At 68.3% G+C, this 25,884-nt stretch carries 25 protein-coding genes; 10 read left to right on the top strand and 15 right to left on the bottom strand.

Translation table 11 applies throughout. The annotated features are described in order from the left end of the window. Window positions 1-2: 2 nt before the first annotated feature. From OVY01_RS21190 to OVY01_RS21175, 4 genes are read right to left on the bottom strand one after another with little or no spacing between them, the layout of a single operon-like run. Window positions 3-1,154, bottom strand: coding sequence for a sulfate/molybdate ABC transporter ATP-binding protein (locus OVY01_RS21190; protein ID WP_267849594.1), 1,152 nt, complete (start codon window positions 1,152-1,154; stop codon window positions 3-5). Further along, complete coding sequence (cysW, locus tag OVY01_RS21185) at window positions 1,151-2,152, bottom strand: sulfate ABC transporter permease subunit CysW (protein WP_267849593.1); 1,002 nt, start codon at window positions 2,150-2,152, stop codon at window positions 1,151-1,153. The genes OVY01_RS21190 and cysW overlap by 4 nt, the downstream gene beginning before the upstream one ends. After that, on the bottom strand, window positions 2,149-3,039 hold the full coding sequence (gene cysT, locus OVY01_RS21180; protein WP_267849592.1) for a sulfate ABC transporter permease subunit CysT: 891 nt from the start codon (window positions 3,037-3,039) through the stop codon (window positions 2,149-2,151). The genes cysW and cysT overlap by 4 nt, the downstream gene beginning before the upstream one ends. Window positions 3,040-3,066: 27 nt before the next feature. Continuing rightward, window positions 3,067-4,101, bottom strand: a complete 1,035-nt coding sequence (locus tag OVY01_RS21175) for a sulfate ABC transporter substrate-binding protein (RefSeq protein WP_267849591.1) — start codon at window positions 4,099-4,101, stop codon at window positions 3,067-3,069. A 284-nt stretch (window positions 4,102-4,385) separates the two neighbouring features. On the opposite strand from OVY01_RS21175, the gene OVY01_RS21170 reads away from it, so the two are divergent. After that, a complete protein-coding gene (locus OVY01_RS21170) occupies window positions 4,386-4,946 on the top strand; it encodes a YggT family protein (protein WP_267849590.1) in 561 nt (186 codons plus the stop codon). Window positions 4,947-5,007: 61 nt separating this feature from the next. Here the strand turns inward: OVY01_RS21170 and OVY01_RS21165 are convergent, their stop codons facing one another. The 4 genes from OVY01_RS21165 to OVY01_RS21150 form a co-directional block, all read right to left on the bottom strand. Next, window positions 5,008-6,012, bottom strand: a complete 1,005-nt coding sequence (locus tag OVY01_RS21165) for a hypothetical protein (RefSeq protein WP_267849589.1) — start codon at window positions 6,010-6,012, stop codon at window positions 5,008-5,010. Beyond that, window positions 6,009-6,902, bottom strand: coding sequence for a glycosyl transferase (locus OVY01_RS21160; protein ID WP_267849588.1), 894 nt, complete (start codon window positions 6,900-6,902; stop codon window positions 6,009-6,011). Before OVY01_RS21160 ends, OVY01_RS21165 begins: the two co-directional genes overlap by 4 nt. Before the next feature lie 52 nt (window positions 6,903-6,954). Beyond that, window positions 6,955-8,685 (bottom strand): Na+/H+ antiporter, encoded by a 1,731-nt coding sequence (locus OVY01_RS21155; protein WP_267849587.1) that lies wholly within the window; start codon window positions 8,683-8,685, stop codon window positions 6,955-6,957. 217 nt (window positions 8,686-8,902) lie between these two features. Further along, window positions 8,903-9,868 (bottom strand): glycosyltransferase family 9 protein, encoded by a 966-nt coding sequence (locus tag OVY01_RS21150; RefSeq protein ID WP_267849586.1) that lies wholly within the window; start codon window positions 9,866-9,868, stop codon window positions 8,903-8,905. Window positions 9,869-10,260: 392 nt separating this feature from the next. On the opposite strand from OVY01_RS21150, the gene OVY01_RS21145 reads away from it, so the two are divergent. Then, on the top strand, window positions 10,261-10,497 hold the full coding sequence (locus OVY01_RS21145; protein WP_267849585.1) for a hypothetical protein: 237 nt from the start codon (window positions 10,261-10,263) through the stop codon (window positions 10,495-10,497). Between the two features lie 45 nt (window positions 10,498-10,542). On the opposite strand, the gene OVY01_RS21140 is transcribed toward OVY01_RS21145, so the two are convergent. The 3 genes from OVY01_RS21140 to OVY01_RS21130 all read right to left on the bottom strand — a co-directional run bounded on the left by OVY01_RS21140 (window position 10,543) and on the right by OVY01_RS21130 (window position 12,722). Continuing rightward, complete coding sequence (locus OVY01_RS21140) at window positions 10,543-10,839, bottom strand: acylphosphatase (protein ID WP_267849584.1); 297 nt, start codon at window positions 10,837-10,839, stop codon at window positions 10,543-10,545. A gap of 68 nt (window positions 10,840-10,907) precedes the next feature. Continuing rightward, window positions 10,908-11,885, bottom strand: coding sequence for a DnaJ C-terminal domain-containing protein (locus OVY01_RS21135; RefSeq protein WP_267849583.1), 978 nt, complete (start codon window positions 11,883-11,885; stop codon window positions 10,908-10,910). 108 nt (window positions 11,886-11,993) lie between these two features. Then, complete coding sequence (locus OVY01_RS21130; protein ID WP_267849582.1) at window positions 11,994-12,722, bottom strand: queuosine precursor transporter; 729 nt, start codon at window positions 12,720-12,722, stop codon at window positions 11,994-11,996. A 201-nt stretch (window positions 12,723-12,923) separates the two neighbouring features. Between OVY01_RS21130 and acuI the strand changes: the two genes are divergently transcribed. Then, complete coding sequence (gene acuI, locus OVY01_RS21125; protein WP_267849581.1) at window positions 12,924-13,949, top strand: acrylyl-CoA reductase (NADPH); 1,026 nt, start codon at window positions 12,924-12,926, stop codon at window positions 13,947-13,949. On the opposite strand, the gene OVY01_RS21120 is transcribed toward acuI, so the two are convergent. Next, a complete protein-coding gene (locus OVY01_RS21120; protein WP_267849580.1) occupies window positions 13,938-16,289 on the bottom strand; it encodes an ATP-dependent DNA helicase in 2,352 nt (783 codons plus the stop codon). The genes acuI and OVY01_RS21120 overlap by 12 nt on opposite strands. After that, window positions 16,286-16,534, bottom strand: coding sequence for a hypothetical protein (locus OVY01_RS21115; protein ID WP_267849579.1), 249 nt, complete (start codon window positions 16,532-16,534; stop codon window positions 16,286-16,288). The genes OVY01_RS21120 and OVY01_RS21115 overlap by 4 nt, the downstream gene beginning before the upstream one ends. 31 nt (window positions 16,535-16,565) lie before the next feature. On the opposite strand from OVY01_RS21115, the gene OVY01_RS21110 reads away from it, so the two are divergent. Beyond that, a complete protein-coding gene (locus OVY01_RS21110) occupies window positions 16,566-17,540 on the top strand; it encodes a threo-3-hydroxy-L-aspartate ammonia-lyase (RefSeq protein WP_267849578.1) in 975 nt (324 codons plus the stop codon). A gap of 130 nt (window positions 17,541-17,670) precedes the next feature. On the opposite strand, the gene OVY01_RS21105 is transcribed toward OVY01_RS21110, so the two are convergent. Continuing rightward, entirely contained in the window at window positions 17,671-18,531 is an 861-nt protein-coding gene (locus OVY01_RS21105) for an SDR family oxidoreductase (RefSeq protein ID WP_267849577.1), read from the bottom strand. Window positions 18,532-18,676: 145 nt separating this feature from the next. Next, on the bottom strand, window positions 18,677-20,191 hold the full coding sequence (locus OVY01_RS21100; RefSeq protein WP_349293546.1) for an aminotransferase-like domain-containing protein: 1,515 nt from the start codon (window positions 20,189-20,191) through the stop codon (window positions 18,677-18,679). Between the two features lie 234 nt (window positions 20,192-20,425). Between OVY01_RS21100 and OVY01_RS21095 the strand changes: the two genes are divergently transcribed. Genes OVY01_RS21095 through OVY01_RS21070 form a run of 6 tightly spaced genes read left to right on the top strand, consistent with a single transcriptional unit; the run spans window position 20,426 to window position 25,857 of the window. After that, window positions 20,426-20,908 (top strand): MSMEG_0572/Sll0783 family nitrogen starvation response protein, encoded by a 483-nt coding sequence (locus OVY01_RS21095; protein WP_267849576.1) that lies wholly within the window; start codon window positions 20,426-20,428, stop codon window positions 20,906-20,908. A gap of 7 nt (window positions 20,909-20,915) precedes the next feature. Then, window positions 20,916-21,887, top strand: coding sequence for a Nit6803 family nitrilase (locus OVY01_RS21090; protein ID WP_267849575.1), 972 nt, complete (start codon window positions 20,916-20,918; stop codon window positions 21,885-21,887). Next, complete coding sequence (locus OVY01_RS21085; RefSeq protein ID WP_267849574.1) at window positions 21,884-23,074, top strand: MSMEG_0568 family radical SAM protein; 1,191 nt, start codon at window positions 21,884-21,886, stop codon at window positions 23,072-23,074. Before OVY01_RS21090 ends, OVY01_RS21085 begins: the two co-directional genes overlap by 4 nt. 50 nt (window positions 23,075-23,124) lie before the next feature. Continuing rightward, the gene (locus OVY01_RS21080; protein ID WP_267849660.1) at window positions 23,125-24,264 is read left to right on the top strand and encodes a sll0787 family AIR synthase-like protein; all 1,140 of its coding nucleotides are present in this window, start codon (window positions 23,125-23,127) and stop codon (window positions 24,262-24,264) included. Beyond that, window positions 24,261-25,580, top strand: coding sequence for an MSMEG_0565 family glycosyltransferase (locus OVY01_RS21075; RefSeq protein WP_267849573.1), 1,320 nt, complete (start codon window positions 24,261-24,263; stop codon window positions 25,578-25,580). Before OVY01_RS21080 ends, OVY01_RS21075 begins: the two co-directional genes overlap by 4 nt. Next, a complete protein-coding gene (locus OVY01_RS21070; RefSeq protein WP_267849572.1) occupies window positions 25,573-25,857 on the top strand; it encodes an MSMEG_0570 family nitrogen starvation response protein in 285 nt (94 codons plus the stop codon). The genes OVY01_RS21075 and OVY01_RS21070 overlap by 8 nt, the downstream gene beginning before the upstream one ends. Window positions 25,858-25,884: the final 27 nt, after the last annotated feature.

Raw genomic sequence — 25,884 nt, 5'->3', positions numbered from 1 at the left:
CCTCAGGCGTGCTGCGGCCCGGTTTCGGTGAGATCGGTGTCGAGCGCCACGTCGCCGACGAACACCCGCGCGCGCCGGGGCGACAGCACCAGCGCCTCGCCCTCGTGCAGCTGCATCGCCAGGAACACGCGCGCCGGCAGCTGCGCCTCGATGATCGCGTCGCCGCTCGCGATGTCGGCCGGCAGGCCGGTGGTGATGGCCGCGTCGCTGAGCAGTTCGAGCTTGGCCGTCGGGCCGACCACCACCGCGCGGCTGAAGCGCACATTGATGCCGTGCAGTCCCGGCGCGGGCCGGGCGATGTCGAAATCGTGCGGGCGCACGAAGGCGGTCGCCGCGGCGGGCGCGGCACCCGGATGCGGCGGGGCTTCGAGCGTGTCCAGCGCGTAGTCGCCGATCAGGATGCGGCCGTTCTCGCTGCGGCCCTGGAAGCGGTTCGCGTCGCCCAGGAAGCCGTAGACGAAGGGGCTCGCCGGGCGTTCCCACACCTCGCGCGGCGAGCCGCTTTGTTCGATCTGCCCGCGGTTGATCACCACCACCCGGTCCGCCACCTCCAGCGCCTCTTCCTGATCGTGCGTGACGAAGATGCTGGTCACGTCGAGATCTTCGTGCAGGCGTCGCAGCCAGCGACGCAGTTCCTTGCGCACCTTGGCGTCGAGCGCGCCGAACGGTTCGTCGAGCAGCAGCACCTTCGGCTCGACGGCGAGCGCCCGCGCGAGCGCGATGCGCTGACGCTGGCCGCCGGACAGCTGCGAGGGATAGCGGTCCGCCAGCCAGTCGAGCTGCACCAGCTTGAGCAGCGCGTGCACCTTCTCGCGGATCTCGGCCTTCGACGGCCGCTCGCCGCGCGGCTTGATCTTCAGGCCGAAGGCGACATTGTCGAATACCGTCATGTGGCGGAACAGCGCATAGTGCTGGAACACGAAGCCCACCTGGCGCTCGCGCACGTGGACATCGGTGCTGTCCTCGCCGGCGAACAGGATCTGACCGCTGTCCGGCGCTTCCAGGCCGGCGATGATGCGCAGCAGCGTGGTCTTGCCGCAGCCCGAAGGGCCCAGCAACGCGATCAACTCGCCCGATTCGATATGCAGGCTGACGTCGTTGAGCGCCTGGAAGTCGCCGAAGCGCTTGTTGATGTGCTGAACTTCGATGCTCATGGCTGTTCTCGTTTAGGGTCCACGCGCGGGTTCGGGCGCGGATCCGGCAGTGGACGCATCGGCGCATTCATCGAAGTGAAGCCGAGCGGCGACGGCAGGTCGTCGTCGCTCGGCCGTTCGCTGGGCAGCTCGGCGGTGCGCCGCAGTTCGCGCTCGTGCCGCCACTCCGCCACCGATTTGATCAGCAGCGTCAGCAGGGCGAGCAGCGCGAGCAGCGAGGCGACCGCGAAGCCCGCCTGGATCTGGAACTGGTTGTAGAGGATCTCGACCTGCAACGGGATCGTGTTGGTCTCGCCGCGCAGATGGCCCGAGACCACCGACACGGCGCCGAACTCCCCCATCGCCCGCGCGTTGCACAGGATCACGCCGTACAGCAGACCCCAGCGGATGTTGGGCAGGGTCACGTGCCAGAAGGTCTGCCAGCCGCTCGCGCCCAGCACGATGGCGGCCTGTTCCTCGTCGCTGCCCTGCGCCTGCATCAGCGGGATCAGTTCGCGCGCCACCAGCGGCAACGTCACGAAGGCGGTGGCGATGACGATGCCCGGCACCGCGAAAATGATGCGGATGTTGTGGTCCATCAGCCAGGGGCCGATCCAGCCCTGCGCGCCCAGCACCAGCACGTAGGAGAGACCGGCGACCACCGGTGAGATCGAGAAGGGCAGGTCGATCAGCGTGGTCAGCACCGCCTTGCCGCGAAACTCGAACTTGGCGATCGCCCAGGCCGCGGCCACGCCGAACACGACGTTCATCGGCACGCTGATCGCGGCGGTCAGCAGCGTCAGCTTGATCGCCGACCAGGCGTCCGGGTCGGTCAGGGCATCGGTATAGGCACTCAGGCCCTTGCGCAGCGCCTCGACGAAGACGGTGGCGAGGGGCAGCACCAGGAACAGCAATACGAACAGCAGCGCGATGCCGATCAGCGTGTAGCGCACCCATCGCGCCTCGCTGGTTCCGGAGCCGGCACGCGCCGACGCGCGCGAGGAGGCGGCGGTTCTCATGCGGATGCTCCGGAGCGCAGGCGCCGCTGCCAGGCCTGCAGGCCGTTGATCAGCAGCAGGAGTACGAAGGACGTCACCATCAGCACGACGGCGACCGCCGACGCGCCCGCGTAGTCGAACTGTTCGAGCTTGACGAGGATGAGCAGCGGCGTGATCTCCGAGACCATCGGCATATTGCCGGCGATGAAGACCACCGAACCGTATTCGCCGACCGCGCGCGCGAAAGCCATCGCGAAACCGGTCAGCAGCGCCGGCGAGATCGCCGGCAGGATCACCCGGGTGAAGATCTGCAGCCGGGTGGCGCCCAGGCTTGCCGCGGCTTCCTCGAGTTCCGCCTCGGTGTCCTCCAGCACCGGCTGGACGGTGCGCACCACGAAGGGCAGGCTGATGAAGGTCAGCGCGACGACGATGCCGGCGGGCGTGTAGGCGAGCTTGATGCCGAGCGGTTCCAGATACTGGCCGACCCAGCCGTTGCCGGCGAGGATCGCCGTCAGCGCGATGCCTGCGACGGCGGTCGGCAGCGCGAATGGCAAGTCGACCAGCGCGTCGACCAGGCGCTTGCCGGGAAATTTGTAGCGCACCAGTACCCAGGCGATCAACAGGCCGAACACCAGGTTGATCAACGCCGCGATGAACGAACAGCCGAACGTGACGCGGTAGGTGGCCAGCACCCGGGGCGAGGCGACCGCGGTGACGAATTCGGCCCAGCTCAACCCGGCCGCCTTGATGAACAGCGCCGACAGCGGCACGAACACCATCAGGCACAGGTAGAACAGGCTATAGCCGAGCGTCAGGCCGAAGCCCGGCAACACCCGCCGCTTTCTCCGCGTCCCGCCCGGGGCACGTTCGCCCGGGGCGCGTTCGCCCGGGGCGCGCCCGTCTTCCATCCTTGCTCCGCTCGTCCCCATCCTTCTTTAGCCTTTGGTATAGATCTGATCGAAGGTGCCGCCATCGGCGAAATGGATCGCGTCGGCCTTGGCCCAGCCGCCGAACGCGCCGTCGATCGTCACCAGATTGATTGTCGGAAACTGCTTTGCGTACTTCGCCTTCGCCGCCGCGCCCACCGGACGGTAGAAATTGCGGCCGATCACGTCCTGCGCCGGGTCCGAATACAGATAGGACAGATAGGCTTCGGCGACGGCGCGCGTGCCCTTGCGGTCGACGTTCCTGTCGACCACCGCCACCGTCGGCTCGCACAGGATGCTGACGCTGGGCGCGATGATGTCGAACTTGTCGTGTCCGAACTCGTTCGACGCGAGGAACGCATCATTCTCCCACGAGATCAGCACATCGCCGACGCCGCGCTGCGCGAAGGTGATCGTCGATCCCCGTGCGCCGGAATCGAGCAGCGGCACGTTCTTGAACAGCTTGCCGATGAAATCCTTCGCGCCGGCGTCGCCGCCGAAATGCCGGCGGCCGTATTCCCAGGCGGCCAGATAGTTCCAGCGCGCGCCGGCGGAGGTCTTCGGGTTCGGCGTGATGACCGAGACGCCCGGCTTGACCAGATCGCCCCAGTCCTTGATGCCCTTCGGATTGCCCTTCTTGACCAGCAGCACGATGGTCGAGGTGTACGGCGCCGAGTTGTTCGGCAGGCGTTTCTGCCAGTCCGGCTTGATCAGGCCGCCATGCTTGACGAGCGCGTCGACGTCCGGCGCGAGACCCAGGGTCACCACGTCGGCGTCCACGCCGTCGATCACCGTGCGCGCCTGCTTGCCGGAACCGCCGTGCGACTGACGCACCGTGACGCTCTGCCCGGTCTTCTGTTTCCAGTACGCGGCGAACACCTTGTTGTATTGCTCATACAGTTCGCGCGTCGGATCGTAGGATACGTTGAGCAGTTCCACCGGCTTGGGATCGGCTGCCCAGGCGCTGCCGAGGCGGGCCGCGCCGGTGCCGGCGAGCGCCGCCGCCAGCAGTCGTTTCGTGAATTCGCGTCTGTTATTCGTCATGGTGCTCTCTCGATCCCGGGTTTCCAGCGGGCAATTATAGGGATGCCGCTCCCCCGAGATGGGGCCAAAAGCACCGAAATGGACGACTTTTTCGTAATGTGTTTATGCCCTGCGGTGTGCCTCTCGGTGTGCCTCGCGGATCGCCCGTGGGTCGCCCGTGGGTCGTGGCGGCGCCACACCGGCGGGCGCCGGCCGGGCGGAGTTGCGGAAAAGCGCGGCGGCCATGAGACAATCGCGGAGATCGGTCCCGCCGCGGACCGGCCTTTCGTATCCCAGGAGTCAGAATGTTCGGCGATATCGCCCGTTTTTTGCTCGACATCGTTTTCACGCTGTTCGGCGCCGCGCTGATCCTGCGGGCCTGGATGCAGGCCGTGCGCCTGCCGCCGCGCAACCCTTTCTCGCAGGGCGTGTTTCAGGTCACCGACTGGCTCGTCGTGCCGTTGCGCCGCGTGCTGCCGGGCCGCGGCGGCGTCGACTGGGCCAGCCTGGTGGGTGCCTGGCTGACGGCCGTAGTGTATCTGGTGCTGGTCGTGACCGTCGCCGGGGGCGAACCAGCGTCGTTGTTCCCGATGGTGCTCGTCATCGCCCTGCTCACCGTCCTGAAATGGGCGGTCAACCTGCTCATGTGGGCGACGTTGCTGATGGGGTTGCTCTCGTGGATCAACCCGCGCGCGCCCTCGCTGGCGTTGCTGAGCGTGCTGACCGCACCTTTCCTGAACCCGATCCGGCGCGTGATGCCGCTGATCGGCGGCATGGATCTGTCGCCGCTGGTGCTCTTCGTCCTGACGCAGATTGCGCTGATGATCATCGGGCGGATCGGCTTTGGCGTGTTCGGCACGCTCTAGACGCGCTTCGTCGTCGCTCGTTCCGGTACGTGTTCCGGTACTCGCTCCGGTACGCTCCGGATCAGCCCAGCAGCATGCGCCAGTCCGTCTTGGGAAAGATGTCCTCGCCCAGCGCGCTGACCGGGGACAGGTTGCGCACCGACACGCCCCGCTTGCGCAACAGGCGCGCGGCCTGCCGAAACGAGGGTTCGATCTCGGTGGCCAGCTGCTTGTGAAGCGTGGTCGGCATGGCGGCGTGTTGCGTTTCGTAGAAGCGGGGTTCGTTGACGGCGTTGCCCAGGTCGACGCCATGCAGAAAGATGCGCGCGTACCCCAGCCAGTTGAGGATCTGCAGCGCCTCGTAGGCGACCGTGCCGCCGGGGAAGATGCCGTTGCGGATTTCCTGGCTGAAGCCCAGGCCGAGGGAGAGGTCGAACACCGTCAGGCCGTCGTCGGGGCGGGAAGCGATGCGCTCCATCGGCACGGTGGGCTGCAATGCCGGGCGGCCGGCGCGTTCAAACAGGAAAAAGCGGCAGCGGATCGTGTCTTCGCGAAAGTGCTGCAGAATGTGCCACAGGCAAAGCGGCGTGGTGAACAGCACCAGATCGCGGCCGACGATGTCCGCGACCATGTCCATCCTGCCGCGCACGAAGCGGGTATCGGTGATGCAGTAATACGCGAACGACACGTTCGTTTCGTGGGTGTCCAGGGCCACCGCACCGTTGACGCCGATCACGTGCGAGAGGTGCAGGGCAGCGTAGTCGATGGTCCGTATCGACGGGCCGCAGGCGATGATATGGGCCGTCCTGTCGGCGCGTCCGGCCTGGCGCTGATGCGCGATATCGGCGTTCGCCAGGGGAATGTCGCGCCGGCCGAGCGAAAAACGCGCGATGCGGCCCGCGGCGTCCCGGCCGATGGTCACGTGCGGCCACAACCGTTCGTTGTGACGTTCATCGCGCGGACGTGTCGCGCGGAACCACTGCTTCGTCAGCGTGCTGTACGCATATCGCGCGGCGCGGGCCAGCCGGGGGCGAGGTGTCGCCGGCGAGGGCCGGGCGGTGGGGTCGGATGCGCGGGAATGGGTCACATTCGGTTCTCGCTTTCCTGCGCTGGCCTGAGCAGGCGGCTCAACCGCGACCAGATCGAGCGGCGCCGCGTGCGGCGGTTGCCTTGATAGGATGCCTGGCTGGCCTTGACCATCGGGCCGAAACGTACGGGCACGCGATAGCGGTCGAGCGTGAAACCGGCGGCGAGCGCATCGCGATGATAGCGGTCGAACAACGCCTGCAGGTCTTTGCGCGGATGCGGCAACACACGCCCGTCGAACCAATGGCGCTGACCCTCGGCGGCCAGCCGCGGCATCGCGTGGGGATGCGAAAGCTGCGTACCCATGTCCGAATAGTGCAATAGCCGGATCTGTTCGATCGGCTTGTCCTCGCCGTCGATATTGTTGTCATCCGAGTCCAGGGGCTGGATGGATTCCGGGTGCTGACTGAAGCGCCGGATCAGGCTGGCGTGCGCGTCGGGCGTGCGCTTGAGGTCGTCCAGCGGCGGCAGCAGATCGCGCGCCGCGGCGCAGTCCCACACCATCACGCAGAAGCGCCAACTGTTTTTTCGGCCCTTGGCCATCACGGCCTTGCCGGGTTCGAACGGCCGATTCCAGAGTTCGGCGACGTCGCGTAGCGCGAGGATGTCGGCATCCATGTAGATGGCGCGGCCCGTGAAATTGCAGAGCGCCGGAATCGCCCAGCGAAAACCGGAGAAGGGCGTGGCCCACTGTTCGGTGCGCCAGCCGCCGTTTTCGGGGTGCGCCGGGTCCGCATACCACGGGCTTGCCGGGTCGCGCGACAGCTGCATCCAGTGAATCTCGACCGGCATCGAGGCATGCTGGCGAAGACTGTATTCAAGCACCATCATCTGCTCGAGATCGCAGTCGTTGGGATCGCAGCCGACAAAGATCTGGATGGCTTCTGCCATGAGGCGCTCCCGTTGCTCGGTGATGAAGGCGAATGCCCCATGATAACGCGCGTCAGCCGCCGGCGTGATGTTGTCCCCCCCGCGTGAGCACCGCCGATTCGGCCAGATCGGTCTCGCGCAGCAGGCGTGTGAGCGTCTCGTCGTTGATGGCGTTCGATGCCTGCATCCGGAAAAACGCCTCGCGCTCGGCGCGCAGGGCGGCGATATGGAAGCGCCAGGTAAGGGCATCGGCGCGGCGCGCCCGCTCGCGCAGGCTTTCGTCGTCCTCGGGGTTCTCGCCGAGCAGGTGCAGGGGGCGTTTGTAGATTTGGGTGACCTGCTTGGCGATATCGGCCGCGAGCGTGTCCTGATTCTGGACATCGTCCTCGGCGCTGTCGCTTGCCCCGGTGCCGGGAGCGCGTCCCTCGTTCTGGATGCGCTCGTACTCCCGCTCGATCGCCTTGAGTGCGGCCTTGCCGGCGGACGCACGCGCCGCGCGCTCCTCGCGACGCTCGCTTTCCCGGCCCAGGTCCTTGTTGCGGCCCAGCACCAGCGGCAGACCCAGCGTCGCGACCACCAGCGAACAAATGATGACGCCGGCCGCCAGGAAGACGATCGAATCGCGCCCCGGAAACGGCGAGCCGTCGCCCATCGTCAGCGGCACCGACAGCACGCCGGCCAGCGTGATCGCGCCGCGCACGCCGGCCAGCGACGTGATCGCCGCAATCCGCAGACCCGGCAGCGCGTTGGCCTTGCCCTGGCGCGCCACACGGCGGCTGGAGATCCAGCGCAGCAGCCATACCCAGACCATGCGCAGCACGAACATCGCCAGGAAGATCGCCACCACGTGGAGGATCAGCGCGCCGAGTTCGCCATTGTGCATGCGGTGCGCGTCGATCAGCGCGCGACCGATGATCGACGGAAACTGCAACCCCAGCAGGATGAAGACGAAGCCGTTGAAGATCATTTCGATCATCGCCCAGACGCTGGCGCCCCGCATCCGGGTCGCGACGCTTTCGCTGCCGAGATCGGTCGTGAAATTCATGGCCATGCCCGCCGCGACGGCCGCCAGGATGCCCGACAGACCGATATGCTCGGCCAGCAGATAGGCGGCGAACGGCAACAGCAGGATCAGGATGATCTGTATGCCCGGGTCGTCGTCCTCGGACAGACGCGCGATTTTCTGGCGCAGCCAGTTGAACGGCCAGGTGAGGGCGACGCCGAGCGCGATGCCGCCTACGGCGATCAGGACGAAGCTGAGCGAGGCGCTCCAGAACGAGAAGGTGCCCGTGAGCGCCGCGGCCACCGCGAACTTGAAAGCGACCAGGCCCGAGGCGTCGTTGAGCAGCGCTTCGCCTTCGAGGATGTGCTTGAGTTGCAGCGGCATGCGTCCGCGCGGCACGATGCCCGACAGGGCGACGGCGTCGGTGGGGGAAAGCACGGCGGCCAGCGCGAACGATACCGCCAGCGGGATCGAGGGAATCAGCCAGTGGACGAAATAGCCCAGGCCTGCGATCGTGAAGAACACCAGGCCGAGCGCCAGCATCAGGATCGGCCGGCGGTAGTGGAAGAGTTCGCGTTTCGGCATGCGCCAGCCGTCGGCGAACAGCAGCGGCGGGATGAACAGCAACAGGAAAACTTCCGGCACGAAGGTGATATGCAGACCCAACCGCGGCGAGGCGAGCAGCGCGCCGATCGCGATCTGGATCAGCGGCAGCGGAATCGCGAAAGGCACGAGGCGCGCTGCGGTCCCGGAAAGCGCGACGGCCAGCAGCAGGATGAGAACGGTGAAGACAGTTTGCATTGTGGGGCGGCGGGAGGCTCTTGAAGAGGAAAAGCGCGAGGGAAAAGTCCGCGTTATTGTGACGGAATGCATGGCGCCGTGCCGAATGAGGCAGCCCGCGCGGTCGATGCGGTATCAGATGCCGCGGCTCGGGAATGCGGGGGAGAAGCACGCAGCGGGAAGCGTGAAGGCGCAGCGCCAGGCAGGAAGTACGCGACGCCGCGCGCGCGAGGCAGGTTCAGCCCGCGTGGCGGACATCGGCCAGCGGATCGGAGCGCTCCGCGTCGGTTCGCCCCTGCAGCCGCAGCGCGCCGCAGTCGCGACGCAGCGCGTCGAACGCCGCCATGACGCGGGCGGTCGACAGCAGGTACTTCCAATACTTCTCTTTCAGGTAGCGGCTGGGCATCAGTGACGGCGCGACGACGGTGCGCGACGGCGCCCAGCCCGGACGCCAGCGCTGCGCGATGCGGCGGCGCATCGCCAGCGAGATGGTCGGCACGCCCAGGTTCGACGCGAGATGACCTATCCCGGAATCATTGCCGATGACCCAGCCGGACTCGGCGATGCGCGCCGCCACCTCGCCCAGGCTGCCGTAGGCCGACGGCGCGAAGCCATAGCGGGCCAGCCACTTCCATTGCGCGATCGCCTCCGGCGGCAGCAGGAATTCCGGTTCGAAACCGAGCGTGCGCAGCCACAGCGCCAGTTTGACGAAGCGCATGGGTAACCAGCTCTTTTGCATGTCGCTGGCGACCGGATGAATGATGACGCGGTCCATCGTGATCCGCGACGTGAGTCCCGGGGGGGCGGTCAGGCCGTTGTCGCGCACCACCTTCGTCAGGCCGAAATGCTTCTGGCAGAGCTCGGTCTGGATGTCGACCATGTTCTTGACCTGCCGGTAGACGGGCCAGTCGTCCATGACGACGATGTTCGGATGGGACGCGTCCGGCGCCAGTACCTTGTCCGCGTGGTAGGCATGCAGTACCACGTCGTAGGCGATCAACCGGGGAAGGGCTTCGGCGCGCGGAAGCGCCGGTTCGATATCGAAGCCAGGAAACCACGCCCGCAACGCGTAAATTTGCGCACTGAAAACCTTGACGCGGTAACCATTGCGCACGAGATTGTTGACGACCACCATCGACAGCAACGCGTCCCCCAGGCGGGGCGACATCACGAACGCAAAGGATTGTTCAGGCCTGAAATTCATTGGGCGAATGCCCTTGCGATGGGACGCGCAGGAGCCACTCCGGGGACGGTGGCCGCGGCATCGTGGTCTCTTGTCATCGTTACTCTCCCCAGTGCGTGGAATCCGTCGGGCGGCGATCCGTCGGGCACCGTCCGATTATAGAGTTCTACGCCCCGCCTCACAATCTCGTAATAGTGCCTAGGCACGAAAGGTCGTTACGTTTCGATGCGAAATCGGTGCCCGGCACGAACGCGCATGCTCCCCCGCGGAGGGTAATAATATACATTCAATCTCGAATGTTTGCGATTGGAGATCACCCCGAGCAGGATCTTCAGACTTGGCGCGATATATGCTTTACTAAAAGCGAAGCAGGCTTTTCAGTCGAACTGCCGCTCAGCCCTATGGAGACATTCATGAAACGATTTGCAGCAGCAGGACTCTTTTCGATCGCGGCGATTTTCGCGGCCAACGCTCAGGCGGCGGGTTGCATGTCGGGCGCGGCGGTGGGCGGCGTGGGCGGTCATTTCGCCGGGCACCACGCGCTGCTGGGCGCGGCCGGCGGCTGTGCGATCGGTCACCACATGGCGAAGAAGCGCCAGCGCCAGGCAGCGGCGAATGCCCAGCGGCCGGCTCCCGCACCGGGACAGTAAGCGTTTCGCCGGGGCGTCGGGCCACGTGCCATCGCGACGCCCCGTTCACCGTTGTTCGAAATGACCAAAACGCCGGTCGTCCGGTTCACGCTGGCAGTCCAGCGTGGCGACCCGGGCGGCGGGCGGTCCCCGTCGCATCCATTCCAGCATCAAGTCAATCTGATCGGGCGAGCCCTGCACGATCGCCTCGACCGTTCCGTCCTCGACATTGCGTACCCATCCCCGTACGCCGATCATGTGCGCCTGGCGCACCGCCGCGGCGCGGTAGCCCACGCCCTGGACGCGGCCGTGCACGCGGATGGAATGGGTCTCGAGCGAGGAATCGTGCGAAGAAACGGACATGGCGGACAGGATGAACGTGAAAGCGTTTCATTCTACGATGGCCGCCGCCGCCGTGCGTCGTGCGGTTCTCAGACGGTCCAGTGCGCGCGCGGGTCGAACTTGATCGCCTTTTCCATTGCCAGGTAAGCGTTGCGCGCGTCGCTGCTGGTCGATGGCGGCAATGCGATCTGCAACTGGACGTACAGATCGCCGGGCGGCGTGCCCGGAATCCCCTTGCCCTTGAGGCGCAGCTTGCGTCCGGCCGGTGAGTCCGGCGGAATCGTCATCTGCACCGAGCCATCCGGCGTCGGCACGGAGACGGTGGCGCCCAGTGCCGCTTCCCACGGCGCCAGCGGCAGATCGAGCGAGACGTCGCGGCCTTCGACGCGATAGATCCGGTGCGGCGCGAAGGCGATCTCGAGAAACAGATCGCCCGCCGGGCCCTGGCCGGTGCCGGGCGCCCCCTGGCCGCTCAGCCGCATCTTCTGGCCCTCGCGCACGCCTTTCGGGATCCGCACGTCGAGCGTGCGTTCCTGCGTGCTCGAACGGCCCTGCCCGTCGACGACCGGCACGCGCAGCGTGATCGTGCGCTGCGCGCCGCGATAGCTGTCCTCCAGGTCGACGACCACCTTCGCGTGGTGGTCCTGGCCGGCGGCGTTCATCGGCCGGCGGCCGCCGAAACCGGCGCCGCCGCCGCGGCGGCCACCGCCGCTGCCGCCGAACATCGTTTCGAAGAAATCGCTGAAGTCGCCCTGCGCGGCGCCCCCCCCACCGCCTCCGCCGCCCGCGCCACGGCCGAATTCATAGCCCTCGTTCCAGTTCGGCGGGGGCTGGAAGTCCTGCCCATTGCGCCAGTTGCTGCCCATCCGGTCGTAGGCCGCGCGCTTCTCGGGGTCCTTCAGCACTTGGTAGGCTTCGCCGAGTTCCTTGAAGCGGTCCTCGGCATCCGCCGCTTTGTTGACGTCGGGATGGTACTTGCGTGCCAGCTTGCGATAGGCACCCTTGATATCGTCCTGGGTCGCGCTGCGCTGCAAGCCGAGGATATCGTAATAATCCTTGTATTTCATGGCGTCTGCTGAATGATTCCGATTCGATGAGGACGTGCGGCGGGAAATGCGTTCGCTATTCTAGAGGGTGTTATACACTTTTACCGGTCCGCGGACAGCGCGCGTGCGTCAGAGTTTGAGCCGGAACGGGGTGAAGTCGGTGCCGCGATCGTAGTGATCCCGCCGCTCCGCGCGCTTGAGCCTGCCCACGATCCAGTACGTCAGCGGCGTCGCGACGATTTCCCACGCGGTTTTCACCAGATATTGCACCAGCGCGACATGCAGGATCTGTGCGGTCGGCCAGATTGCGTAGAAAGCCAGCATGTAGAACAGCGTCGAATCGATCGCCTCGCCGACCGCGGTCGAGGCGATCGCGCGAAACCACAGATGCCGGCCCGCGCTCCAGATCTTCAGCTTGGCCAGCACCACGGCATTGCTCAGGCTGCCGGCCCAGAACGCCAGGATCGAACCGAGGACGATGCGCGGGGTATTGCCGAAGACCGCGAGCAGATGGTCCTGATAGCCCGTCATGTAGGGGTCGCGTGCGGCGGGCAGCGCCACGACCACCGCGGACATGGCCGCCGCGAACAGCAGCGCGGCGAAGCCGGCCCATACCGCCCGGCGATCGTACGCATAGCCGTAGACCTCGGTGAGCACGTCGCCGAAGAAATACGAGATCGGGAAGAACAGCACGCCGGCGCTGTACGACACCTCGCCCAGCCAGGGCAGCCGGACGATCGCCACCTTGCCGGCGCCGATCAGATTCGACAGCAGCAGCACCACGACGAAGGCCGCGAGAATCAGATCGTAATAGCGGTAGGACGGCCGCGCGGCTGCGGCGGGGACGGTGGCTGGCATCGGTGGGGGCCTGGGCGGGGAGATTGGCAGAGAAATTGGGCAAACGCGCGGCAGGAGGGCGCGGGAGGGCGCGCAAAGGCGCATGAGCGCCGCGCGGATTTTCGGGATTTTGCCCGAAATCGTCCGGCTCGTGCTACCCGTGCGCGGACGGTGGCGGTGCCCGGGGGTATGCTGACGCATCGGCTTCCAGGAGACGCGGCGATGTTTCACGCCATTCTGATCGAAAAAAACGCGGCGTCGGGGCCGCATGCCGCCCTGCAGGCGCTCGACGACGAGCGCCTGCCCGACGGGGACGTCGTGGTACGCATCATGTACTCGACGCTGAACTACAAGGATGCGCTGGCGATTACCGGCAGAGGCGCCGTCGTGCGTCAGTTTCCGATGGTGCCCGGCATCGATTTCGCGGGCGTGGTGGAGCGCAGCGCGGACCCGCGCTACCAGGTGGACGACACGGTGCTGCTGACCGGCTGGGGCGTCGGCGAGACGCACTGGGGCGGTCTCGCGCAGCGCGCGCGCGTGCGGGGCGACTGGCTGCTGCCCTTGCCGGCGGGGCTCACCGCGCGGCAGTCGATGACCATCGGCACGGCCGGGTTCACGGCGATGCTGTCCGTGCTGGCCCTGCAACGGCATGGCGTGACGCCCGCGCACGGCGAGATCCTCGTGACCGGCGCGAGCGGGGGCGTGGGCAGCGTCGCGATCGCGTTGCTGGCGCAATGGGGATACCGGGCGGTGGCCGCCACCGGGCGTCTGCACGAGCACGACTATCTCCGGCGGCTGGGCGCCGTGGAGGTCGTCGACCGCGCGATGCTGGCCGCGCCGGGCAAGCCGCTGGCGAAGGAACGCTGGGCCGGCGTGATCGATAGCGTGGGCAGCCATACGCTGGCGAACGCCTGCGCGAGCACGCGGCAGGGCGGCATCGTCACCGCCTGCGGGCTGGCGCAGGGCATGGACTTTCCGGGCAGCGTCGCGCCCTTCATCCTGCGCGGCATCACGCTGGCGGGCATCAACAGCGTGTACCAGCCACGCGAGGCGCGGCTCGCCGCCTGGCGCGGGCTGGCCGAGGCCCTCGGCGACGACGCCGCGCTCGCGACGATGCGCGTCGACATCGGGCTGTCGGAGACGATCGCGGCCGCCACGCGCCTGCTCGACGGCGGCCTGCGCGGCCGCTGCGTGGTCGACGTCAGCCGCTGGGAAGTGCATGACGCCCCCCGGCGGTCAGCCGGGTGACCCTCGCCCCCGCCGCGCGACGCGCTCGACCTGCCACCAGTCCGGCAGCAGTTTGCGGACTTCGGCGCGCGCGAAGCGGTCGTCGAGCAGATACACGACGCCTTCGTCGGTGGGCGCGCGGATGACGCGGCCGGCGGCCTGCACGACCTTGCGAATGCCCGGATACAGGTAGGCGTAGTCATAGCCGTGCGCCGCGCCGAAGAGATCCGCCATGCGCAGGCGGATCTCTTCGTTGAACGGGCTCCACTGCGGCAGGCCGAGCGTGGCGATGAAGGCGCCGATCAGGCGATGGCCCGGCAGATCGATGCCTTCCGCGAAGGCGCCGCCCAGTACCGCGAAGCCGATCGCGCGGCTTTCATGGGTGAAATCCGCCAGGAAAGCGGCCTGATCCGCCTCGCTCATGCGCGGCGCTTGTTCGCGCACGGGGATGTCCGGGTAAGACGCGCGAAACAGCGCGATCGCCCGTTGCAGATAATCGTAGCTGCTGAAGAAGCTCAGATAGTTGCCCGGGCGCGCGCGGTACTGCCGGCCGATCACGTCCACCAGCGGTTGCAGCGAGCGGTCGCGATCCTGCCAGCGGGTCGAGATCGTCTCGACCACGCGGACCGACAACTGCTCGGGACGAAACGGCGAGGCGACGTCGATCCACACGCTGTCCGCCGGCAGACCCAGCGTATCGGCGTAGAACGCCCAGGGTGTGAGCGTCGCCGAGAACAGCGTGGTGCTGTGCGCAGTGGCAAAGCGCGGCGCGAGCAGCGGCGCCGGTACGATATTGCGCAGCGTCAGCACCGGCGCGGACGGTTTGCCGCCTGCGCGGGGCGCCGCCGGGGTCAGGCTGTCGGAGAAATAGCGTTTGTCGAACAGTTCGGCGATCCGCAGGAAATGCAGGGCGTCGAAGTGGAAGCGCAGCAGGTCGGGATCGACGCCGACGGGATGCTCGGTGCAGTAATCGGCGATGGCGGCGCTGGCTTCCTGGAGCGACGGCAGCAGACGGGCGTTCGCCGCGGGGAACAACGTACCGGCGGAGGGGGCGTCCAGGGTGCTTTCCGGGGTGCCCCCGGTCTCTGCCGCCAGCGCGTTCCAGGCGCGCGACACGCGGCCGAGCACTTTTTTCAGGGGCTCGGGGGCGATGCGGCGCAACAGCTTCAGCGCGACCGGGTCGAGCGTCGCGCTGTACATGCCGCGCGCCCGCTCCAGCAGATTGTGCGCTTCGTCGACCAGTACCGCGACCCGCCATTGATTGCCTTGCGCGAGCCCATGCAGCATCGCGTTCAGATCGAAATAGTAGTTGTAGTCGCCGGCGATGACATCGCTCCAGCGCACCATTTCCTGCCCCAAGTAGTAAGGGCAGACGTCGTGCGCGAGCGCGGTCTCGCGCAGCGTGCGCTGGTCGAGCACGCCGGCGCGCAGCGCGGCGTCGCGCGCGGCGGGCAGCCGGTCGTAGAATCCCCGCGCCAGCACGCAGGCCTCGCCATGGCAGGCGCTGCCGGGGTATTCGCAGGCTTTGTCACGCGCCACGAGTTCGATGATCCGTACCGACTTCCCATCGATGACGCGCATCGCCTCGAGCGCGAGCGCGCGGCCGGAGGTCTTCGCCGCCAGATAGAAGATCTTGTCGAGCGCCTGGCCCGGGCTGGCCTTCAGCACCGGGAACAGCGTGCCGACGGTCTTGCCGATGCCGGTGGGCGCCTGCGCCAGGACCCGCCGGCCGCCGATCGCGCCCCGGTAAACCGCTTCGGCGAGCTGGCGCTGACCGGGGCGGAAATCCGCATGCGGGAAGGCCAGCGCGGCCAGCGCCGCGTCGCGCGCGGCGCGGTGCGCGAGTTCCTGGCGCGCCCAGCCCAGGAAACGCTCGCAATGTATCTCGAAAAACGCCTGGAGCTGCGCCGCCGACCAGTCCTCGGTCAGCACCGTTTCCCGGCCGCTGCCGATATCGAAATAGACCAGCGCGAGCCGCACCGCGTCCAGCTGGCGCGTACGACAGAGCAGCGCGCCATAGATCTTCAGCTGCGCCCAGTGCAGGTGCCGGTGGTTCTCCCGCATCCGGGCCAGATCGCCGCGGGTGGTCTTGATTTCCTCGAGCTGGTTGCGCGCCGGATCGTAGCCGTCCGCACGGCCCCGTACCCGCAGCTCGCCGAACTCGCCGCACAGCGCGATTTCCGCCTCGTAGGACGCCGGCCGCCGCGCGCGCACCAGCGCGTGCCCGGCGATGCCTTCCTGGGCGGTCGGCGAGGGCGTGAAACGCAGGTCGAGGTCGCCCTGCTTGGCGGTGAACTCGCAGAGTGCGCGCACCGCGACCACGTACTGGCCGGGCGTTGCAGGCGGGCGGGGTGGCGTCATGACGACTGCTTCGTGAAGGAAGTCCGGGTCCGCGATCGGTCGGGCCGCGATCGGTCGGTCCGCGATCGGCCGGACACCGATCGTACCACTGCGTCCTGCATCTCGCCCTCGTCGCTCTTGCCGCCCTTGCCGCCCTTGTCGCCCTTGTCGCCCTTGTCGCCCTTGTCGCCGCACGGTGGCACGGCGGCACGGGTTGACGGGCCCGGGCGTTTCCAATAAAGATGAGCGCTATCGCCGCGCTCCATGCTTCTCTCTCTCTTTTCAGGACGTAACCGCATGCTCACGATTCCCACCTATGACGATGTCCTGGCGGCCGCCGGGCGGCTGGCAGGACAGGCGCACCGTACGCCGGTGCTGACGTCCGCCACCGCCGACGCGGCGCTCGGCGCGCAGCTATTCTTCAAGTGCGAGAATTTCCAGCGCATGGGCGCATTCAAGTTTCGCGGCGCGTTCAACGCGCTGTCGCGTTTCGACGCGGCACAGCGTCGCGCGGGCGTCGTCGCGTTTTCCTCGGGCAACCATGCGCAGGCGGTGGCGCTGTCGGCGCGGCTGCTGGGGATCGACGCTACCATTCTGATGCCGCATGACGCCCCCGCCGCGAAAGTCGCCGCCACCCGCGGCTACGGCGCGCAGATCGTGACCTACGACCGCTACCGGGAGGACCGCGACGCGCTGGGCCGGCAACTCGCCGAGGACAAGGGCATGACCCTGATCCCGCCGTACGATCACCCCGACGTGATCGCCGGACAGGGCACGGCGGCCAAGGAATTGTTCGACGAAGTCGGGGAGCTGGACGCGCTGTTCGTGTGCCTGGGCGGCGGGGGCCTGCTGGCGGGCTCGGCGTTGAGCGCGCGCGCGCTGTCGCCGCGCACGCGGGTCTACGGCGTCGAGCCGGAAGCCGGCAACGATGGCCAGCAGTCGTTTCGCAGCGGGGCGATCGTCCATATCGACACGCCGAAGACGCTCGCCGACGGCGCGCAGACCCAGCATCTCGGACAGATCACGTTCCCGATCATCCGGCAGAAGGTCGACGACATCCTGACCGTCAGCGACGCCGAACTGGTCGACGCGATGCGTTTTTTCGGCGAGCGCATGAAGATCGTCGTCGAGCCCACCGGCTGTCTGGGTTTCGCCGCCGCGCGTCAGGTGCGCGAGACGCTGCGAGGGCAGCGCGTCGGGGTGGTGATCAGCGGCGGCAACGTCGACATGGCGCGCTATGGGGCGCTCCTGTCGGGCGCCCTGACGGATTGATCAGCGGATTGATCCGCGGGTTGATCGGCACTTGACGCGTGCAGGGTGACGCGCGGCGCGCCGTCGCCTGCCGCTGCCCGGGACGTCGCACGCCTGCCGCTCACCGGTGCGACGCCCGCCCGGGGCTCGCTCAGATGATCGGTTTGCCGCCGGTTACCCCGATCGTCGCGCCGGAGATGTAGCTGGCCTCCGACGACGCCAGCATCACGTACGGCGGCGCCAGTTCGGCCGGCTGGCCGGGGCGTTTCATCGGCACTTCGGCGCCGAAGCTCTTCACCGCGTCCGCCGGCATCGTCGCCGTGATCAGCGGCGTCCAGACCGGGCCGGGCGCGACGCAGTTCGCACGGATGCCCTTTTCGGCCAGGAGCTGGGCGAGGCCCGCGGTGAAGTTCTGGATCGCGCCCTTGGTGGCGGCATAGGCCAGCAGCGTGGGCTTGGGTGTATCCGCGTTGACGGAGGTCGTGTTGATGATCGCGCTGCCGGCAGGCATGTGCGGCACCGCGGCCTTGGTGATGCGGAACATCGCACCGATATTCGTCGAGAACGTCTGGTCCCATTCGTCGTCGCTGATCGCGTCGATCGATGCGCGGCTCATCTGGAACGCGGCGTTGTTCACCAGGATGTCGATGCGGCCGAAGGCCTGCACCGCGGCGTCGACGATCGCGATGCAGTGCGCACGGTCCGTGATGTCGCCCGGCACCAGCACCGCCTTGCGGCCCGCTTCCTCGATCCAGCGCTGCGTGTCGCGCGCATCGTCGTGCTCGTCGAGATACGAGATGAGGACATCGGCGCCTTCGCGTGCGAACGCGATCGCGACCGCGCGGCCGATGCCGCTGTCGCCGCCGGTGATCACCGCGGCCTTGCCGGCGAGCCGGCCCGAGCCGCGATAGCTGGTCTCGCCGTGGTCGGGCTGCGGGTCCAGCGGCTGCGTGCGGCCCGGGACGGTGTCCTGATGCTGTTCGGGAAACGGGGGAAAGGGGCGGTTCGTCATGAAAATCCTTTTGCGTGAAGGGGAATGGGGCGCGTGAGCGCCCATGTCCGCTGCGTCGCAAATTGCGGACCGCGTGTCGCTGAAGCGCGCGTGGCCGGTCGCAGCGGTCGTCATGCCGCGTCGGGATATCGTCCCGCTTTCGTCCTTAGATGACCGCCGGCGCGACGTCGCGCGGCGCGGCCACGCGCTGCGCGACCAGCGTCAGCGCGCCGCCGATCTGTTCTCGCGTCAACGGGCCGCCCAGGCAGATGCGTACCGCCTCGGGCGGATGCGCGGACACCGCGAACGCCGGGCTGGCGACCACGCCGACGCCGCAGGCATTCATCTGCGCGGCGAAATCGGTGGCGATCCAGCCCTCGGGCAGGCGCAGCCAGACGTGGAACGCGTCGCGATGCACCCACGCCGCGCCCGCGGGCAGCACGCGCATCGCGATGCGCGCGCGGGCGGCGGTTTCCTTGCGGATGGCTGCGAGCATGATGTCGGCCGTGCCGTCGCCGATCCAGCGGCTGGCCAGCGCGGCGGTGATCGGCGAGGCCATCACCGTCGTCGCGCGCAGCGCCGACACCAGCCGCGCGCGCGCCGCCGCCGACGGCGCCACCATGTATCCCACCCGCAGACCCGCGCTCAGCGTTTTCGACAGGCCCGCTATGTAAATAGTGCGTTCCGGTGCAAATTCTGCGATCGGGGGCGGCGCATCGGCCTGGAGCAGGCCGTACGGGTCGTCCTCGATGATCGGGACGTCGTAGTGCCGCGCGACCTCGGCCAGCGCATGCCGGCGCGCGACGCTGGTGGTCAGCGTCGTCGGGTTGTTCAGCGTCGGCACGCAGTACAGCGCCTTCGGCGCGTATTGCGCGCATGCGCCGGCGAACGCGAGCGCATCGATGCCTTCGCTGTCGGTCGGCAGCCCGATCAGGCGGATGCCCAGTTGTTTCGCCAGCGCGCGCATGCCCGGGTAGGTCAGTTCCTCGCAGCAGATCGACGCGCCCGGCGGCGCCAGCGAGGTGAGCGCCGCGAGCAGTGCGCATTGCGCGCCGGGGACGACGATCACCAGCGCGGGATCGACCGCGAGGCCCCGGCGGCGCAGCCACAATTGCCCCGCTTCGCAATCGCGCGCCGAGCCGCCGAAATCCTGATAGCGCGTGAGGTGCGCGATTTCCCCGGCCAGCGCGATGCAGCCCGCGCGCATCGCGTCGTGCACGCGCGCGGAATCGGGCTCGGGCGGCATGTTCATCGTCATGTCGAGCACCGGTCCGGCGACCAGCGCGCGCGGTACGCTGGGCCGCCGCTGGCCGCTGACGAAGCTGCCCCGGCCCACGGTCGATTCGATCAGGCCGCGCCGCTGCGCTTCGACATACGCGCGCGCGACCGTCGTGAAATTCAGTCCCAGGCGCTCGGCCAGCTCCCGCTGCGGCGGCAGACGCTGGGCATGCGAGAGGCGCCCGAGCGCGATGTCGTCGCCGATCGCGTCGGCGATGGCGAGGTAAACGGGCTTGCGCTCGTTCTTGCGCAGGCGCGGCGTCCAGTGAGCATGGTCCATCGTCCCTCCCAGAAGGTATGCACCGTATTGCAGCAAACGAACCGTGCCGGGCAGGCCTGCACCGTGATGGCCCACGCCGGCGGCGACACCGCGCACCGCCCCGGGCAACTTGTATGGAGACATTGACCGGAGGGTTCGAAGGACCCCGAAACAGCCAGCGTTTCCCGCACCGCCGAACACCTTTCGCCATCGGCAAGCGCTGCGCCGATGCATCGATTGTATGGACCGTTCTGCATTCAATTCAAGCGGACAAATTAATTGATGGCATATGCGATGCATGGGAAAGCAGGTCCGGCACGCCGGCGATTTTCCGCCGATGTTCCGGTTCCGATCCTCCACCCTCCCCAGGAGACTGACATGCCCGCAGTGGACAAACCCGCACACAAGGCCGGTGATTTCTTTGTCGATTACGAAGAAAAGGTATTTGAAGACGTGAAGGCGGAACCCGGCGAAAAAGCGCTGGTGACCTTTCATACGGTGGCGTTCGAGGGTTCGATCGGCCTGGTGAACATGCTGCAGGCCACGCGTTTGCAGCGCAAGGGTTTCGAGACATCGATCCTGCTCTACGGCCCCGGCGTGACCCTGGGCATCCAGCGCGGTTTCCCGACGCTCGGCGACGAAGCCTTCCCGGGGCATCTCGCGGTGAACAAGCAGATCAAGAAATTCATGGAGGAAGGCGGCAAGGTCTACGCGTGCCGTTTCGCGCTGCAGGCGCTTTATGGCCATGGCGAACCCTCGCTGATCGAGGGCATCCGCCCGATCAGTCCGCTCGACGTGCTCGACATCGTGTTGCTGCACCGGCGCGACAACGCCTTCATCCTGGATACCTGGACGGTGTGAGGACGCGATGACGACACTCTCCAGCGCGCCGCGCATCGTACGCGCGGCGGCGGTCCAGATCGCCCCCGATCTGGACCGCCCCGATACGACCATCGACAAGGTGTGCGAAGCGATTCGAGCGGCTGCGGCGCAGGGCGTGCAGATCGTCGTCTTTCCGGAAACCTGCGTTCCGTATTACCCGTATTTCTCCTTCATCAAGCCGCCTTTCGCGATCGGCGCGGATCATCTGCGCCTCTACGGGCACGCGGTGACGGTGCCGGGGCCCGTCACCGACGCGGTGGCGGATGCCGCGCGCGCCGCCGGCATCGTGGTGGTGCTCGGCGTGAACGAGCGCGACCACGGCACGCTGTACAACACGCAGCTGGTATTCGACGCCGATGGCGCGCTGCGGCTCAAGCGGCGCAAGCTCACGCCCACGTATCACGAGCGCATGATCTGGGGACAGGGCGACGCGAGCGGACTGAAAGTGGTCGACACGGCGGTGGGCCGGGTGGGCGCGCTCGCCTGCTGGGAGCACTACAACCCCCTGGCGCGTTATGCGTTGATGACGCAGCACGAGGAAATCCACTGCGCGCAGTTTCCCGGCTCGCTGGTCGGGCAGATTTTCGCCGACCAGATGGCGGTGACGATCCGGCACCACGCGCTGGAATCGGGCTGCTTCGTCATCAATGCGACGGGCTGGCTGAGCGAGCCGCAGATCGCCTCGATCACCGCGGACCCGGCGCTGCAGAAACCGCTGCGCGGCGGCTGTTTCACCGCGATCGTCTCGCCCGAGGGCGTGCTGCTCGGCACGCCGCTTACCGAAGGCGAGGGCATGGTGATCGCGGATCTCGATATGTCACTGGTCACCAAGCGCAAGCGGATGATGGATTCCGTCGGCCATTACGCGCGACCCGAACTGCTGCGCCTGGCCATCGACGACCGTGCGCACGCGACGACGCAGTCCGTGCCGGTCGCGCCTTCCGGAGCCTGCCCATGATCGAACCGAATACCGCTCTCGCGAATTCCCTCGCCGCGCCCCATGCCTGCGGCGCGTCGCCCGACGCCGATGCGGGCCGCGCTGTCGCCGCCGATGCCGCGCTCGCCACCGAACTGCAGTCGCTCGGACTGCGGCTCGCGGATCCGGGCGCGGGCGCGCCGAGTCGCCGCGGCGGCGCCGGCCCGTCGGACCACAAGGCGGTGACCGTGGGCGGACGTACCGTGATGATCCCGGTGCATACGTCCGGTGCCTGGCAATCGCCGTTCGTGGCCGAGACGCCGCGAGCCGACGGCACCAGCCGCCTGATGCGCAACGGCATTCCGATCGCATCGATTGCCTTTCCGGCGCAGCCGCGCTTCTACCGGCTGCAGACCTTCGACGGCGTGCCGTATTCGCAGATCGCGACGCTGCACAGCGCCGACGTGCTGGCGACCACCATCCTGCAGACCTGCATCCGCTACGAGAGCCGGCGCAAGGCGTGCCAGTTCTGCGCGATCGGCCAGTCGCTCGCCGCCGGGCGGACGATCGCCCACAAGACGCCCGAGCAGCTCGCCGAGGTGGCGCGCGCGGCGGTGTTGCTCGACGGCGTGAAACACATGGTCATGACCACCGGCACGCCGAACGCCACCGATCGCGGCGCCGGCGTGCTGTGCGAGAGCGCCTTCGCGGTCAAGGCCGCGGTGGATCTGCCGATCCAGGGACAATGCGAGCCGCCCGATCGCGACGTCTGGTTCGAGCGGATGCATGCCGCCGGCATCGACGCGCTGGGCATGCACCTGGAGGCGGTGACGCCGGCGGTGCGCCAGCGCATCATGCCCGGCAAGGCGAGCGTGCCGATCGAGCGGTATATGGATGCATTCGCTGCGGCGGTCGCGGTGTTCGGCCGCGGTCAGGTCAGCACCTATATCCTCGCCGGACTGGGCGACACGACCGAGGCGATCCTGGCGATGAGCGAGCGGCTGATCGCGCTGGGCGTCTATCCCTTCGTGGTGCCGTTCGTGCCGATCTCGGGCACGCCGCTCGAAGACCATCCGGCGCCCGCGCCCGCCTTCATGCGCGGTCTCTATGCGCCGCTGTCGGCCATGCTGGCGGCGGCCGGTCTGGCATCGCGCGACATCAAGGCCGGCTGCGGCAAGTGCGGCGCCTGCTCGTCGCTGGCCGCGTTCGAACCCGGGGCGCCGGCATGACGGCGCATGTGCCTGGCGCGGCGCCCGCCGGCGCCGACCTGCGTTCTCCCATGCCGGCCCCCGCGTTCACCGACGCCGCCACGCTCGCCGCGCTGGCCCGGCAGGTGCGCGAGGCGCGCGGCGTGGCGCACAAACGCGATATCGCCGCCGTCGTGGACCGACTGGGCGCGGGCGGAGGATACCTGCCCGGGGCAACGGGCGATGTCGCAGGTTCGGACGGCCCCGGCCACGACGGCGCGATCGCGCCGGCCGTGCCGCTGGGTGACGACTGCGCGGCCTGGGCCGATGGCGATGGCTTTCTGCTGTTCGCCATCGAAGGCTTCGTCGACGCGTTCGTCGCCGCCGAGCCGCGCTTCGCCGGCTATTGCGGCGTGATGGTCAATGTCAGCGACATCTATGCGATGGGCGGGCGTCCGATCGCCGTGGTGGATGCCCTGTGGAGCCGGCCGGGCGACGCGGCGGCGCCGATCCTCGACGGACTCGCGCAGGCCGCGCGCGTCTACGGCGTGCCGATCGTGGGCGGTCACAGCAACCGGCGCTGTGACCGCGAGCAGCTCTCGGTCGCCATCCTGGGCCGCGCGACGCGCTTGTTGAGCAGCTTCGCGGCGCGCCCGGGCGAGCATCTGGTCGCGGTCATCGACCTGCGCGGGGGCTTCCACGAACCGTTTCCGTACTGGGACGCAAGCAGCGGCGCGCCCGCCGCGCGTTTGCGCGCCGATCTGGACATCCTGCCGCAACTGGCGGAGGCCGGTCTGTGCCGCGCGGCGAAAGACATCAGCATGGCCGGCATCGTCGGCACCGCGCTGATGTTCGCCGAGTGTTCCGGTGTGGGTCTCACGATCGATGTCGACGCGATACCCCGTCCGCCCACGGTGCCGCTCGCGCGCTGGATCGACCTCTTCCCGAGCTATGGTTTCCTGCTCGCGGTCGACGACGCGGCGCTGCCCGCGGTTCTCGCCGCGTTCGCGCAACGCGAACTGGCGGCGGCCGCGATCGGCCGCTTCGACGCGAGCCGCGCGGTGCGCCTGCGCGCCGGTGGCGCCGCTGTTGCCACCGGCACCGCCGCTGTTGCTGCGGCTGCCGCCGCTGCCGCCGCTGTTTCCCATGCGCAGGATGCCGATCAGGCGACCGTATGGGATTTTACGCAGGATGCGTTGATCGGCTGTGGGCCGCGCGCGGGCGGACGATGACGACGCGCCCGTTACGGATCTGCCTGCTCACGCATTCGACGCTGCCGCGCGGGGGCGTCGTGCACGCGCTCGAACTGGGCGACGCGCTCGCCGACGCCGGCCACTGCGTCAGCCTGTGCGCGCCGGACGCGGATCGGGCCGGGCTGTTCCGCGCTCCGCGCGCGGCGCATTGCCGTTTCGTCGCGGTGCCGGCGACGCCGGTGGACGGCCCGCTACCCGCGCTCGTCGAGCAGCGGATCGCCGACTGGCTGCGGTATTTCGACACGACGCCGGGCGCGCTGGAGCACGATATCTTCCACGCGCAGGATTCGATCAGCGCGAACGCGCTCGCGACCCTCGTCGAGCGTGGCCGGATCCGCGCCTATGTGCGCACAGTCCATCATCTGGATCGCTTCGCCGATGCGCGGCTCGACGCCTGGCAGACGCGTGGATTCGCCGCCGCGCGCCAGGTGCTGTGCGTGAGCGAAGGCTGGCGGCAGACGCTCCGGCGCGACCATGGCATCGACGCGGAGGTAGTGGGCAATGGCGTGGACCGGCGCCGCTTCTCGCCCCGGTCGAGCGCCGCGGACGCGGTACTCGCGCGGCGCCTCGGCATGGTCTGTCCGAATGTCATGAACGATCCGGGCGGCATGGGCGGTCTCGGCGGTCCGGACGCGGCGCCCCGGTTGCTATCGGTCGGCGGCGTGGAAGCGCGCAAGAACACGTTGACCGCGCTGGCGGCCTTCGTGCGCGTGCGCGAACGCTGGCCGCAAGCGCGGTGGTGGATCGCGGGCGGGGCCAGCCTGCTCGACCACGGTGCCTACGCGGCACGGTTTCGCGCCGCCGTCGCGGCGGCCGGTCTGACCCTCGGACCCGACGCGCCGATCGTGCCGCTGGGCCGCGTCGACGATGCGGCGATGCCGGCGTTGTTCCGGCTGGCCGACGCGCTGTTGTTCCCGTCGCTGACCGAAGGCTTCGGTCTGGTGGTGCTCGAGGCGCTCGCCAGCGGCACGCCGGCGGTGGTCTCGCGGATCGCGCCGTTTACCGAATATCTCGACGACGCGGCGGTCGAGTGGGCGCTGCCCGAGGACGCGGCGTCGATCGCCGCGGCGCTCGCCCGCGCGCTCGACGCCGCTCCGGCCCGCGCCGCCGCGCGACGCGAGGCGGGCTTCGCGGTCTGCGCGCGCTACGGCTGGCCGTGTTCCGCCCGCACGCATGTGCATCTGTATCGCGCATTCCGCGGCGCACTGCCCGCCGCGGCGGGTGCCGCTGATATCCCCGGCGATAGCGCGCGCGACGTCCCCGGTGATCTTTCCAAGGAGCTTCGCCATGCCTGAAATGCTGTTTCGCGTCCGCTGGCCCGATGCATCGGTCAGCGAGTGCTATTCCCCGTCGCTGGTGATCAAGGACTATCTCGCCGTCGGCGAGCGCTACCCGCTGGCGGTGTTCGTCGAAAAGTCGCGCACCGCGCTGACGATCGCCAGCGAGCGCGTGCGCGCCAAGTACGGCTTCGCCTGTTCCGCCGCCGCCGACCAGATGGCGCGTATCGACGCGCAGGCGGAACGCTTCCGCGCGCAACCGGACGCGGTCGTGACCGTCGAAGCTTTCCTCTGAGCGCACCGAGTCACGATGTGCTTTCAC

Source organism: Robbsia betulipollinis (genome assembly GCF_026624755.1).
In the GTDB taxonomy this organism is placed as follows: Bacteria; Pseudomonadota; Gammaproteobacteria; order Burkholderiales; family Burkholderiaceae; genus Robbsia; species Robbsia betulipollinis.
The sequence above is the reverse complement of the archived record's forward strand: the minus strand, read 5'-3'. Positions and strand labels throughout refer to the sequence as shown.